The sequence below is a fragment of the Goekera deserti genome (assembly GCF_010685995.1).
GTDB lineage: Bacteria > Actinomycetota > Actinomycetes > Mycobacteriales > Geodermatophilaceae > Goekera > Goekera deserti.
On the sequence record NZ_JAAGWK010000031.1, the window covers coordinates 1 to 13046 of the forward strand.

Below are 13046 nucleotides of genomic sequence, written 5' to 3' on the forward strand. Positions count from 1 at the left end.
AGCGTGCTGCAGACGCTGTCCGAGCGGGAGGCCGGCGTCGTCCGGCTGCGGTTCGGGCTCACCGACGGCCAGCCGCGGACCCTGGACGAGATCGGCCAGGTCTACGGCGTGACCCGCGAGCGCATCCGGCAGATCGAGTCCAAGACGATGTCCAAGCTGCGCCACCCCAGCCGCTCCCAGGTGCTGCGCGACTACCTCGACTGACGCCGGCCGCCTCGCGCGCGTTCGGCAGGCACGACCCGTGGGACCCGGCCGCCGGCCGGGCCCCACGGCGTGAAGGGCGCGCCGAGCGGCCCGTGCGTCCGCTGTGTTGCGGTGCGGTCACGATCTCACCCCGATGTACGAGCCTCGCGGTGTACGACGGCAACGCCCGGGTATGCGGCGTAGCGTGGGCAGCGGTGAGCAGGAGGCTCTGCCCGCCGGACACAGCACCACAGACCAGGACCACCCGACACGCATCCGTTCCGACCCGCGACCGCCCTGCCGCACCCTGGCCGCCCCCGCCGAGACACCCACGGCGAGTCACGACCCAGGATCCGCGTCCGGGGAACATCGAGGGCCATGCTGGTGCTGTGCAGTAGGCCGATCCGCACCCGCGGATCCGTGCGGTAGAGAGCGAGTGATGACCAGATGACACAGACGCTGACGACAACCCCTCCCACCGACGATCTGGTCGTTCCCTTCCACTGCGATCGGTGCGGTGCGCTCGCCAAGGTGCGCGTCGTCCTGTCCAGCGGCAGCGACCTCGTCTTCTGCGGGCACCACGCCCGCGAGTACGAGAGCAAGCTCCGCGACATCGCGGTCGACATCATCGACACCGACGGCGAGCAGCGCGTCACGACCTGAGCGAGACGCTATCGTCGCACCAGCGATGAAGCAGCCACTCGACGACGCCGCCGCGTCCCCCGAACCGCTCCCCGCGGACGGTGGACCGGCGGTTTCGTCGTCTCCGGGGCCGGCGCACCGGGCAGCCAACGACGAGGACGCCACGATGCCGCAGGACCCGCCCCCGACCGAGGACACCGCGCGGCTGGCGGCCAACGGTCCCCAGGCGCCCGCCCGCCCGGGCGACCAGCCGCCGCTGGACGCCGCGGCTGCCCGGGACACCCGGGTGCCCCCGCCGCAGCCGTTGCCGTTGAGCTCGCGCGGCGGGCGACACGCGAGCGGGCCCGACGAGCCGACCGGGGCACGGCACGCCCGGCGGATCACCGACCGGGTGGGCGACGCGACCGACCGGACGACGGACCACGTCATCGACGGGGCCACGCACCGGGCCGGCGACCCCGCCGTCGCCCGAGCCGTCGACGACGCCACCGACCGGGCTGCCGACCGGGCGACGGATCGGGCCAGGGATCGGGCCACGGACCGGCCGGCGCCGGTCGCGGCCGCCGCGGACCCGGCGCCGGGCACGGCGGCGATGCCGGTGGCCGCGCAGTCACCGCCCCGGGCGACGGTGCCCCGGTCGGCGCCGTCCCCGGAGCCGGCCGACCGGCCGGCCGAGCCCACGGTGGCAGCGACCACCGATCCGTCCCGGGACCCCTCCCCCGCCGAGGCGCCGGCGGACGACCCGTGGGCGCCGTCCGGTGCGGTGGCGGGACCGGCTGACGACCCTGCCGACGCTCCCACGCAGGAGCAGCCCGTCATGGGCGGGCCCGTCGCGGGCCACGCCCCCCGGCCGGACGGGCACGGGGCGGCCGGGCACGGGGCGGCCGGCGGGGACTCCACCCCGCCGGGCGACGGCGACGGGGCCCCGGGCGGCACGGGCGACCGGCCCGGTCCTCGACGTCGCCGCGCGGCGGTGCTCGTGCCGGCCGGCGCCGTCCTGGCGCTGGCGCTGGTCTACGGCGTCGACCTGCTCGTGGCCGGGTCCGACGTGCCGCGCAACACGGTCGTGGCCGGCGTCCCGATCGGCGGGCTGTCCCCGGCGGCCGCGGCCAGTGCCCTGGAGGAGCAGCTCGCCCCGCGGGTCACCGCCGAGCACGTGCTGATGGCCGACGACGTCGAGGCCGCCCTCTCCCCCGCGACCGCCGGCATCACCCTCGACGTGCCGGGCACCGTCGACGCCGCCGGTGACCAGCCGCTGAACCCGTGGACCCGGCTGACGTCGCTGTTCACCGACCACGACGTGGAGCCGGTGATCACCGAGGACGAGACCGCGCTCGCAGCCCAGGTCGACCGGGTCGCCGAGACCGTCGACCGCGCCCCGGTGGACGCCACCATCACGATCGAGGACACCACGCCCGAGCTCGTCGAGCCGGTCGACGGCCGCACCCTGGACCGGCCGGGCAGCATCGCAGCCATCGAGGAGGCCCTGGCCAGTGGCGGGGACCCGGACATCCCGATCCGCCTGCCGGTGGACACCACCCCGGTCCGGGTCGACGCCGACGAGGCCGCCCGCGTGCTGGCCGACACCGTCACCCCGGCCCTGTCCGCACCCGTCACCGTGACCGGCACCGGGGACGACACCTCCGTGGAAGTGCCCGTCGACGCCATCGCCGCCGCCCTCACCTTCACCCCCGGCGACGACGGCACCCTCGGGGTGGCGCTCGACCCGGCGCAGCTGCAGGAGTCGCTCGGCGACGAGCTCGGCGAGTTCGGCGCCCCCGCGCAGGACGCCCGCTTCGAGGTCACCGGGGACGCGATCCGGGTGGTGCCCTCCGTCGACGGCACCGGCGTCGACCCGGCCGCGCTGGCCGGCACGCTGCTACCGGTGCTGCGCGAGCCGGCGCCCCGCGAGGTGACCGCGCAGCTGGGCCCGGTCCCGGCGGCGTTCACCACCGAGCAGGCCCAGGCACTGGGCATCACCGAGAAGGTCAGCTCGTTCAGCACCAACTTCACCAACACCGCCAGTGGCACGAACATCCGGGTCGTCGCCGAGGAGGTGGACGGCGCGGTCGTCAAGCCCGGGGAGACGTTCAGTCTCAACGGGTTCACCGGGCCCCGGGGCACGGCCGAGGGCTACGTGTCCGCCGGAGTGATCAACAACGGCGAGTTCACCCAGGCCGTCGGCGGCGGGATCAGCCAGTTCGCCACCACGATGTTCAACGCGGTCTTCTTCGCCGGGCTCGAGGACGTCTTCCACAAGCCGCACAGCTACTACATCAGCCGCTACCCGGCCGGCCGCGAGGCGACGGTCTACTACGACTCGATCGACCTGAAGTGGCGTAACGACAGCCCGGCCGGCATCTACGTGCAGGCCACCTGGGTGCCCGGCACGATCACGGTGACCTTCTGGGGCACCAAGCGCTTCGACATCGAGTCCAGCACCAGCGAGCGGTTCAACCTCCGCCAGCCCGTGGTCCAGGAGAAGCCCGACGACGGCTCGTGCGCCAGCCAGGGCGGGTCCACCGGCTTCGACGTCGTGGTGACCCGCACGTTCAACGACCCGGCGACCGGGGCGGAGATCCGCCGGCAGGACTTCCGCACCCGGTACGCCGCCGAACCGGTGATCCGCTGCGTGCCGGTCCCGGCACCGGCACCGGACCCGGCCGGCACGGTCCCGCCGGCCCCGGGCGGCCCGGCCGGACGCCGTCCCCCGCGCCCCGCGCGCCGCTGAGCAGCACCGCACCGCCCGGCCCCGGTCACCCAGCCGGGGGGCAGGGCCCGGCAGTGTGCCTGCGACCCGTGCACACTGGGCCGGTGAGCGCCGTCCTGCCGACCGGGTCGCCGGCCCCCGCCGGCGACACCTCCGCCGGCGGCGCGGCAGGCCCCGGGCCGGACACCGCCGGTTCGGGGCCGCCCGCCGGTGCACCGGCGGGCGGTGGTGCGGACGGTCCGGGTGCCACGGCCTCGGGTGCGCGGCGCAGCGCCGCCGGTCGGCTGTTCGACCTGCTGCCGGCGTTCCTCCGGGTGCCCCTGCAGGTGCTCGGGCGGACCGTCGCCAAGGCGTGGAGCGACCGGATCCTCGGCCTGTCCGCCGAGGCGTCGTTCTGGCAGGTGCTCAGCGTGCCGCCGCTGCTCATCGGGCTGCTCGGCTCGCTGGGCTACCTCGGGTCGTTCATCGGCGACGGCCGGGTGCAGGAGATCGAGGACCGGCTCGTGGAGCTGTCGGCCGAGGCGCTGACCCCGAGCGTGGTGACCAGCCTGGTGCAGCCGACGCTGGACGACATCCTGAACTCGGGCCGGGCCGACATCGTCAGCCTCGGCTTCCTGATCACGCTGTGGGCCGGGTCGTCGGGCACCGCGACGTTCGTGAACACCATCGTGATCGCCTACGACCAGCGGGACGTGCGCGGCCCGATCCGCACGCGACTGCTCGCCCTGCTGCTGTTCGTCGTCGGCCTGGTGGTGGCCGTGGTGACGCTGCCGGTGCTGGTGCTGGGCCGCGGGCTGCTGGTCGACGTGCTGCCGGACCGGTGGCAGGACACCGCCACGGTGCTGGTGAACGCCGTCTACTGGCCGCTGGTGCTGGTCGGCCTCGTCCTGGCCCTGACCAGCTTCTTCCACGTCGCGCTGCCCCGCCGGATCCCCTGGCACCGGCACCTGCCCGGTGCCGTGTTCGCCGTGGCCTTCTTCCTGGTGGCGGCGACCCTGCTGCGCAGCTACGTCGCCGACATCCTCACCACGGCGCTGCCCTACGGGGCGCTGGCCACCCCGATCGCGATCCTGCTGTTCTGCTTCTTCCTCGGCATGTCGATCCTGCTGGGCGCCGAGATGAACGCCACGATCGAGGCGCGGTGGCCGTCGCTGCAGCGACGGCACGAGCGCCGCCACCAGCGTCGCCGCGCCGCCAAGATCGAGCTGGAAGCCGTCAAACTCGGCCTCCGCTGAAGAAGGACCTCGTCGCCCCCCACACCTCGCAGGCTCGGCGCGGGCCCCTGCGACGAGGCCGTTCCTCCCCTACTTCTTCAGTTGCTGGTAGACCTCGGTGCACGCGGGGCAGACCGGGCTGCCCGGCTTCGGGGTCTTGGTCACCGGGAACACCTCACCGCACAGCGCCTCGACCATGGTGCCCATGACCGCACTCTCGGCGATCTTGTTCTTCTTGACGTAGTGGAAGACCTCGTTCGCGCGGCCGGTGTCGGCGTCACGGACGTCGGGCCGCTCGAGGATCTCGGTGCTCACGCGCTGTCTCCCTGCTGGAGGTGGGTCCCTCGCCCCGCGCGGCCGGGACGGCGTTCCGCTCCGGGCCCCGGGGGCGGCCGCCTCCATGATGACAGGGCCGACGTCCCGGCCCAACCGACGTCCCCCGGCCGGGCGGCCCCGCCGGTCCGCCGTCCGCCGGCCACCTGCCGTTGGACTGCCGGCCACCGTCGACGGCGAGTCTCCGGGGGCGCATCTCGCGCCCGTCAACGGGAGGCTCCACCGTGCTGTCCACCACCCCTGCCCGCCGCACCACGCGCACCCTGACCGCCGTGGGCGGCGGGGTGCTCGTCCTCGTGCTGCTGCCGGTGCCGTCCGCGCTCGCGAAGCCGGACGGCACCCGCTGGGCCACCGTCACCGCGTCGGTCGAGACGCCGTCGGCCTTCGACGACGAGGCCGGCGGCAACGCCGACGCCGACGACCCCGCGCTGTGGGTGCACCCCACCGACGGCGACCGCTCCGTCGTCGTGGGGGCGCTGAAGAACGGTGGCCTGGGCGTCTACGGCCTGGACGGCGCCCTGCTGCAGAGCCTGCCGGCGGCCCCTGCGCCCCCCGGCGCGACGGAGGCCGGCCGCTACAACAACGTGGACGTCGTCACCGGGGTGCGGCTCGGCGGGCGCACCCTGGACCTGGCCGTGGTCAGCGACCGCGGCCGCGACCGGGTGCGCGTGTTCAGCATCGACCCGCGCGGCTCGGCGGCCGGTGCCGGCGTGCTCACCGACGTCACCGCACCCGACGTCGCCCCGGTGTTCAGCGCCGACGAGTCCGAGGTCGACGAGCAGGCGACCGCGTACGGGCTCGCCGCCGGGCGCACCCCCGACGGCGGGGCCGTGGTGCTCACCACCCGCCGGCACTCCACCGACTTCGCGACCCTGCGCCTGGTGGCCGGCCCGGACGGCACCGTCGGCTACCGCACGGAGTCCCGCGGGGCGCTGCCGACCGAGTTCGCGCTGCCCGGCGGGGGCAGCTGGACGCCCTGCGAGGAGCCCGGTGAGCTGCCGCAGATGGAGGGCTCGGTCTACGACCCGGCGTCGGGCTCCTGGTACGTGGCGCAGGAGGACGTCGGCATCTGGCACCTCAGCCAGGACGAGCGGGGCGCCTGGTCCCAGCGGCTGGTAGACCGGGTGCGGGCCTACGGCGTCCCGGCGACCTTCGACGAGGAGAGCGAGACCTGCCAGGTCACCGGGGACGACCCGGGGCAGGGCGGGACGCACCTGACCGCCGACGCGGAGGGACTGACGATCGCGCAGCGGGCCGACGGCAAGGGGTACCTGTTCGCGTCCAGCCAGGGCGACAGCACGTTTGCGGTCTACGAGCTGCGCGGGTCGAACCGTTACGTCGGCGGCTTCCGGGTCGCGGACGGTGCCGGCATCGACGGCGTCCAGCACTCCGACGGCGCCACGGTGACGACGAAGCCGGTCGGCACGGCCTTCCCGCACGGGCTGCTGATCACCCACGACGGCGAGAACACACCCACCACCGAGGACGCCGACGGCGAGGACCGGGTGGACACCGACTTCAAGCTGGTCCCGCTGGAGCGGGTCGCACGCCCCCTGGGCCTGCGCTTCTGACGGGGAGCACTCGAGGACCGGCGCCGCAACGGCGCCGGTCCTCGGGGGCGGCTCAGACGTCGATGACGCGGGACTCGATGACCCGCGAGGAGCCGTTGCCGGACTCCAGGATCCGGTCGGGGCGCGGCACCACGTACCGGTTGACGTCGAGCTTCTTCTTCGGCGGCCGGTCGTTGGCCATGACCACGGCGATCCAGGGCAGCACGGTGCCGAAGAACGCGAAGATCACCATGAGCCAGATGGTCTGGTAGAACGCCGCGGCGAGCACCAGGCTCACCCCACGGAAGGCCATGGTGAGCAGGTAGCGCCGCTTGCGGGCCTCGTGCTGCTCGGCGCGGCTCGGTTCGGCCGCGGTGATCAGAGCCGGTTCGAGGTCCCGCTTGGCTGACGGACGGTTCGTGTACTGCTGGCTCGAGGCCACGGACACCCTTTCCTCCACCGCCGGGACATGGGTGACGCGGGTCGACGACGCGTCGGTGCGACGTGTCCTGGACGGCCCCCGGTATCCCCGGCTCTGCACCCATGGTGCCACCGTGACAGCGCAGATGCAGGCGCCGGCCAGGTCGATGTGCAGCGGCCCCCGGTGGGGCCCTACCGGGTGGTCGCGGCGGCCTTCGCCGCGGCCTTCTGCTGCTGCTTGGTGGCCCGCACCTCGGCCAGCGACGCGGGGCCGGTGACGTCGGCGACCGACCGCCGGGAGCCGTCCTCGCCGTAGGCACCAGCGGCCTCCCGCCAGCCCGGCGGCGTGACACCGAGCTGCTTGCCGAGCAGGGCGAGGAAGATCGCCGCCTTCTGCGCGCCGAAGCCGGGCAGCGCCTCCAGCCGGCGCCGCAGCGCGAGCCCGTCGGCCACCTCCGACCAGAGCAGCTCCGGCCGGCCGTCGTGCCGGTCGACCAGGTGCCGGCACAGGTCCTGGGTGCGGGTCGCCATGGAGCCGGGGTACCGGTGCACCGCGGGCGGGCCCTGGAAGTGGGCCAGCAGCACCTCGGGGTCCAGCGCGGCGATGTCGCGAGCCGACAGCGTGTCGACGCCGAGCCGGTCGGCCAGCAGCCGCGGCCCGGCGAAGGCGCGCTCCATGGGGAACTGCTGGTCCAGCAGCATCCCGACCAGCAGCGCGAGCGGGTCGCGGGACAGCAGGGCGTCGGCGGCAGGGTCCTGGCTCAGGCACAGCTCGGTCACGCGGGCATCCTGCCGCACGCGGGCGCCCCGGCCGGTGGTCGCGGCGACGCCGGTGGTGAGGTGGGCGGCGTGCGAGCGGTGGTGACCCGGGTGAGCCGGGCGTCGGTGACGGTGGACGGCGGCGTGGTGGGCGAGATCGGCGCGGGGCTGCTCGTGCTGGTCGGGGTCGGCCGGGACGACGACACCACCCACGCCCGCGCGCTGGCCCGCAAGGTGCACGAGCTGCGGGTGTTCAGCACCGACGAGGGCGCCGTGTCCCTGGCCGACCTGGGCCTGGCGGCGCTGGTGGTCAGCCAGTTCACCCTCTACGCCGACACCCGCAAGGGCCGCCGTCCCTCGTGGCAGGACGCCGCTCCCGGGGACGTCGCCGAGCCGCTGGTGGCCGAGGTGGTCGCCGAGCTGCGGCGCCGCGACACCGTCGTGGCGACCGGTGTCTTCGGTGCCCGGATGCAGGTGTCGTCGGTCAACGAGGGCCCGATGACCCTGCTGCTCGAGGTCTGAGGACACTGCCGACCAGCATGTCTGACCGTCCGCACACGGGGTAGGACCAGCCGTGAGGCAGACCACCGGATTGTTCTCCTGTGAACACGCGCCTCACGGAACACAACCGGCCCCCTCATCCGTTGTGCACGATGTACCAGACGGACAGCGGAGATCAGGGGCCGACTGTCCGGTGATCCCGGACCGGCCCCAGCACCGAAGACGCCCGGGTGACTCGCACCACGGAAGCGCGGGACATCCGACTCCAGAGGCAAGGACGAAGACACATCGTGACGCTGCTGCAGTCCTCCCCCACCGAGACCCTCGAGGTCCGCACCCCCCGCCGGGCGCCGGACACCAGTGGACTGGTGTCCACCGACCTCGTGCGCGTCTACCTCAACACCATCGGCAAGACCGCACTGCTGACCGCGGAGCAGGAGGTCGAGCTGTCCAAGCGGATCGAGGCGGGCCTCTACGCCGAGCAGCTGATCGCCACCAAGAAGCTCACGCCCGCGGTCCTGCGTGACTACAAGCTGCTCGCCGCCGACGGCAGGGCGGCGAAGGCCCACCTGCTCGAGGCCAACCTGCGCCTCGTCGTCTCGGTGGCCAAGCGCTACACCGGCCACGGCATGACGTTCCTGGACCTCATCCAGGAGGGCAACGTCGGTCTGATCCGCGCGGTCGAGAAGTTCGACTACGCCAAGGGCTTCAAGTTCTCCACCTACGCCACGTGGTGGATCCGCCAGGCCATCACCCGGGCCATGGCCGACTCCGGCCGCACCATCCGGCTGCCCGTGCACCTGGCCGAGCAGGTCAACAAGGTGGTGCGCACCCGGCGCCGCATCCACCAGGAGCTGGAGCGCGAGCCCACCGCCGAGGAGCTGGGCCTCGAGCTGGACATGACCCCGGAGCGGATCACCGAGCTGCTGGAGTACAGCCGCGACCTGGTCAGCCTGGACCAGACGGTGGGTGCCGACGAGGACTCCCGGCTCGGTGACTTCATCGAGGACGCCGACGCGGCCGTCGCCGAGGACGCCGTGGCCTTCCAGATGATGAAGGGCGACGTGCGCAACGTCCTGGAGACCCTGGAGGACCGGGAGCGCGACGTGGTCATCATGCGCTTCGGTCTGGACGGCGAGCAGCCGCGCACGCTGGAGCAGATCGGCAAGCGGTTCGGTCTGTCCCGCGAGCGGGTCCGCCAGATCGAGCGCGAGACGATGACCAAGCTGCGCGCCCCGGACCGGGCCGACGCCCTGCGCGACTACCTGGGCTGAGCCCCACCCGGGCGGGACCGACGACCCCGCCCGGCCGCACCGTCACCTGCGACCCCTGGTCCGCCCTCCCGGGCGGGGCGGGGGTCGTCGTCGTCCCACCCGTCGGGGGGACCGGCCTGGCCGGGGCACAGCCGTGCGGCCGACCATGATCGTGTGAGCAGCCCGGAGAGCACCGCCCGCCCCGCCTGGCGGCGCACCCGCGGCGAGCACCGGTGGCCGGCAGCCCTCGCCGTCGCCGTGGCGATCACGCTGCAGGTTGTGCTGCCCGACCGCGCCGAGCCGGGCCTGCGTTTCGCGCTGCCGGCGCTGGAGGCGGCCCTGCTGCTGGGCCTGCTGGTGGCCGATCCGCTGCGCGGCGACCCTCCACGGAGAGCTGGACCGCGGTGGCCCGGCAGCGCGCGCCGCCGGCCGGGTGGATCACCCGGACCTGTTGTTCGGAGCAGATGCAGAGCCCGGAGCTGGCCCGGCCCGACTGGGAACCCGGCTTCGCCGACTACCTGTACCTGGCCTACACGAACGCCACCGCGTTCAGCCCGACCGACGTGCTGCCGCTGACCCGGGTCGCCGAGCTGGCGATGGCGGTGCAGTCGGCGGTGTCGCTGGTGGTGGTGCTGCTGGTGCTGGCCCGCGCGGTGAACGTGCTGACCGGCTGACCCGGCCCCGGCCACCGGGGGCCGGGATCGGGGTCAGCCGGTCCGGGTCAGGCGGGCCCGAACATCCGGCGGGGCCCCGGCTCCACCCGGGCGGTCGGGGGGCCGACCTGGACGGTGACCCCGGCGACCACCAGCGACCGCTGACCGTGCCAGGGCCGCGGCGGGCCGACGATCACCGGCTCCAGCGACAGCCCCAGCACCTCGGGCAGGTCGTCGGCGAGCCGGGCCACCCGTAGCAGCAGGTCCTCCAGGGCGGGTACGTCGACCGGCTCGGTGCCCCGGTACCCGTCCAGCAGCGGCCAGGCGCGGGGCTCGCGGACCAGCTCGGCGGCGTCGCTGTCGGTGAGCGGCAGCGTGCGGTAGGCGCGGTCGCCGAGCAGGTCGGTGGCCACTCCCCCCACGCCGAAGCTCACCAGGGCACCGAACGACGGGTCGTCGAGCACCTCCACCACGGTGGCCACCCCGGGCGCGGCCATCTGCTGCACGATCACCGGGTCGCCGGCCGGGATGGCGGCGTACGCGGAGCGGACCGCCTCGGCGTCGCCCAGGTCGAGCCGGATGCCACCGAGGTCGGTGCGGTCGCGCAGCCACGGTGCGGTCGACTTGAGCACCACCGGGTAGCCGATCTCCTCGGCGGCCCGCACCGCCTGCTCGGCGTCGGTGACCCGCCGGGTGTCCAGCAGCGGCACACCGTAGGCGCCCAGCAGGGCGATCGCCTCGCGGTCGTCCAGCGCGCGGCCCTGCGGGCTGGTGGCCAGCACCCGGTCGACCAGCTCCCGTGCCGCGGACTCGTGCACGCCGTCGAGCTCGGGGACGCGGCCGACCGGCCGGGCGCGCCAGCGGGCGTACTCGGCCACCTTGGCCAGCGCCATCACCGCACGCTCGGGCGTCGCGAAGGACGGCACCGACCCGCGGCCGGGCATCCCCTCCTCGTCCCGCACGACCAGCTCCGGCGGGATGCCGTCGGCGGACAGGAAGTTGGCCACCAGCGGCTTGTCGGCGGTGACCGACAGCTCGCGCAGCACCCGGCCGAACACCTCGGAGCCGCGCATCAGCGGGGGCAGGAACACCGCGACGACGGCGTCGACCCCGTCGTCGTCCAGCGCCTCCTGCAGGGCCGCACGCCACTGCTCCGGGCCGGACCGGGTGCCGATGTCGACCGGCCGGGGGTGGGCGAGCTGCAGGCCCTGGTCCAGCACCGCGTCGGCGACGAGCACGCCGAGGGCGGTCGAGTTGCCCACGATGGCCACCCGGTCACCGCGCGGCAGCGGCTGGTGCGCCAGCAGCGTGCCGACGTCGAAGAGCTGGGCGAGGGTCTCCACCCGGATGACCCCGGCCGAGGCGAACAGCGCGGCCACCGACTGCTCGGGCACCGACACCGAGGTGCCGGCCAGGCCCGGGGTCATGCTGACGTGCCGGCCGCTCTTGACCGCGACCACGGGCTTGGTGCGGCCCACCCGGCGGGCGAGCCGGGCGAACTTGCGCGGGTTGCCGAAGCTCTCCAGGTGCAGCAGCACCACCTCGGTTCCGGGGTCGGTGGCCCAGTACTGGAGCATGTCGTTGCCGCTGACGTCGGCGCGGTTGCCGGCGGACACGAAGCTGGACAGTCCGATCCCCCGGCCGCGGGCCCGCTCCAGCAGGGCCACGCCCAGGGCCCCGGACTGGGCGAAGAAGCCGACCCGGCCACGGCCGGGCACGTTCGGGGCGAGGCTGGCGTTCAGCCGCACCGCCGGGTCGGTGTTGACGATGCCCAGGCAATTGGGGCCGACCACCCGCATCCCCGACGCCCGCGCCGAGGCGACCAGGGCACGCTCGGCGGCCCGGCCCTCCGGGCCGGTCTCGCCGAAGCCGCCGGAGATGACCACCAGGCCGCGCACCCGCTTGCGCCGGCAGGCCTCCACCACGCCGGCCACCTCGTCGGCCGGCACGGCGAGCACCGCGAGGTCGACGTCGTCGGGGATGGACTCGATGCTGGCGTGCGCCGGGACCCCGCGCACGTGCCGCACCGCGGGGTTGACCGGGTAGATCGGCCCGGCGAAGCCGTAGTCGAGCAGGTGCCGCAGCACCGCGTGGCCGATCTTCGACTCGTCGTTGCTGGCCCCCACGATGGCCACCGACCCGGGGGTGAGCAGCCGGCCGATCGAGCGGGACTCGCTGCGCTGCTCGCGCTCGTAGGTGACGGCCAGGGCCTGCTCGGTGCTGGCGATGGGGAACGTCAGGTGCACGACGCCGCCCTCGTAGGAGCGCTCGGCGGAGTAGCCGGCGTCCAGGAAGACCCGGACCATCGCGCTGTTCTGGCTGAGCACCTCGGCGACGAAGGTGGTGATGCCCCGCTCGCGCGCGGCCGCGGCCAGGTGCTCCAGCAGCACCGACCCCAGCCCGCGGCGCTGGTGGGCGTCCTCGATCAGGAACGCGACCTCGGCGTCGGCGGTGCCGGGGTAGCGGTCGTAGCGGCCCACGCCGATCAGCTCGTCGCCCAGCAGCACCACGAAGGCGACCCGGTTGTCGTGGTCGACGTGGGTGAACCGGTGCAGGTCCCTGTCCGAGAGCCGTTTCATCGGGCCGAAGAACCGGTAGTAGCGGGTCTGGTCGGAGCTGCGCTCCATCAGCCCGACGATGCCGTCGGCGTCCTCGGGTGTGATCGGGCGCAGGTGGACGGTGCCGCCGTCGGCGGCGACCACGTCGGCCTCCCAGCCGGGCGGCGGCGCCGGCACCGCGTCCGGGTCGGCCGGCACGTCCAACGCCGCGGTCCGCGGTTCGTCTCCGGTGCTCATGGCCTGCCTCGGCCGCCCAGCAGGGGCCCGCCG

The 13046-nt window shown here is 74.4% G+C and carries 12 protein-coding genes; 8 read left to right on the forward strand and 4 right to left on the reverse strand.

All coding sequences use genetic code 11. The features are described from left to right. From G1H19_RS19625 to G1H19_RS19640, 4 genes are all read left to right on the forward strand, one after another. A partial coding sequence (locus G1H19_RS19625) for a sigma factor-like helix-turn-helix DNA-binding protein (protein ID WP_268895219.1) occupies positions 1 to 204 on the forward strand: 204 nt, incomplete at its 5' end. A 426-nt stretch (positions 205 to 630) separates the two neighbouring features. After that, positions 631 to 846: a DUF7455 domain-containing protein gene (locus tag G1H19_RS19630; RefSeq protein ID WP_152727501.1), complete on the forward strand. Its 216-nt coding sequence runs from the start codon at positions 631 to 633 to the stop codon at positions 844 to 846. Positions 847 to 871: 25 nt separating this feature from the next. Next, positions 872 to 3556, forward strand: a complete 2685-nt coding sequence (locus G1H19_RS19635) for a VanW family protein (RefSeq protein ID WP_235909174.1) — start codon at positions 872 to 874, stop codon at positions 3554 to 3556. 83 nt (positions 3557 to 3639) lie between these two features. Then, on the forward strand, positions 3640 to 4770 hold the full coding sequence (locus G1H19_RS19640) for a YihY/virulence factor BrkB family protein (protein WP_235927911.1): 1131 nt from the start codon (positions 3640 to 3642) through the stop codon (positions 4768 to 4770). Between the two features lie 69 nt (positions 4771 to 4839). On the opposite strand, the gene G1H19_RS24210 is transcribed toward G1H19_RS19640, so the two are convergent. Beyond that, on the reverse strand, positions 4840 to 5064 hold the full coding sequence (locus tag G1H19_RS24210; RefSeq protein WP_162392303.1) for a DUF3039 domain-containing protein: 225 nt from the start codon (positions 5062 to 5064) through the stop codon (positions 4840 to 4842). 242 nt (positions 5065 to 5306) lie between these two features. Between G1H19_RS24210 and G1H19_RS19650 the strand changes: the two genes are divergently transcribed. Next, the gene (locus G1H19_RS19650; RefSeq protein ID WP_202925752.1) at positions 5307 to 6653 is read left to right on the forward strand and encodes a phytase; all 1347 of its coding nucleotides are present in this window, start codon (positions 5307 to 5309) and stop codon (positions 6651 to 6653) included. Between the two features lie 52 nt (positions 6654 to 6705). On the opposite strand, the gene G1H19_RS19655 is transcribed toward G1H19_RS19650, so the two are convergent. Further along, a complete protein-coding gene (locus G1H19_RS19655; RefSeq protein WP_235927912.1) occupies positions 6706 to 7080 on the reverse strand; it encodes a DUF3099 domain-containing protein in 375 nt (124 codons plus the stop codon). A gap of 164 nt (positions 7081 to 7244) precedes the next feature. Beyond that, positions 7245 to 7832 (reverse strand): HhH-GPD-type base excision DNA repair protein, encoded by a 588-nt coding sequence (locus G1H19_RS19660; protein ID WP_162392304.1) that lies wholly within the window; start codon positions 7830 to 7832, stop codon positions 7245 to 7247. Between the two features lie 69 nt (positions 7833 to 7901). On the opposite strand from G1H19_RS19660, the gene dtd reads away from it, so the two are divergent. The 3 genes from dtd to G1H19_RS22740 all read left to right on the forward strand — a co-directional run bounded on the left by dtd (position 7902) and on the right by G1H19_RS22740 (position 10239). Further along, positions 7902 to 8333 carry a D-aminoacyl-tRNA deacylase gene (gene dtd / locus G1H19_RS19665; RefSeq protein ID WP_162392305.1) on the forward strand — a complete coding sequence of 144 codons (432 nt, stop codon included), beginning with the start codon at positions 7902 to 7904 and terminating at the stop codon, positions 8331 to 8333. A gap of 269 nt (positions 8334 to 8602) precedes the next feature. Then, a complete protein-coding gene (sigB, locus tag G1H19_RS19670; protein WP_162392306.1) occupies positions 8603 to 9586 on the forward strand; it encodes an RNA polymerase sigma factor SigB in 984 nt (327 codons plus the stop codon). A 443-nt stretch (positions 9587 to 10029) separates the two neighbouring features. Further along, a complete protein-coding gene (locus tag G1H19_RS22740) occupies positions 10030 to 10239 on the forward strand; it encodes a hypothetical protein (RefSeq protein ID WP_202925753.1) in 210 nt (69 codons plus the stop codon). A gap of 47 nt (positions 10240 to 10286) precedes the next feature. Here G1H19_RS22740 and G1H19_RS19680 read toward each other — a convergent pair whose 3' ends face one another. Further along, positions 10287 to 13013 carry a bifunctional acetate--CoA ligase family protein/GNAT family N-acetyltransferase gene (locus G1H19_RS19680; RefSeq protein WP_152727500.1) on the reverse strand — a complete coding sequence of 909 codons (2727 nt, stop codon included), beginning with the start codon at positions 13011 to 13013 and terminating at the stop codon, positions 10287 to 10289. Positions 13014 to 13046: the final 33 nt, after the last annotated feature.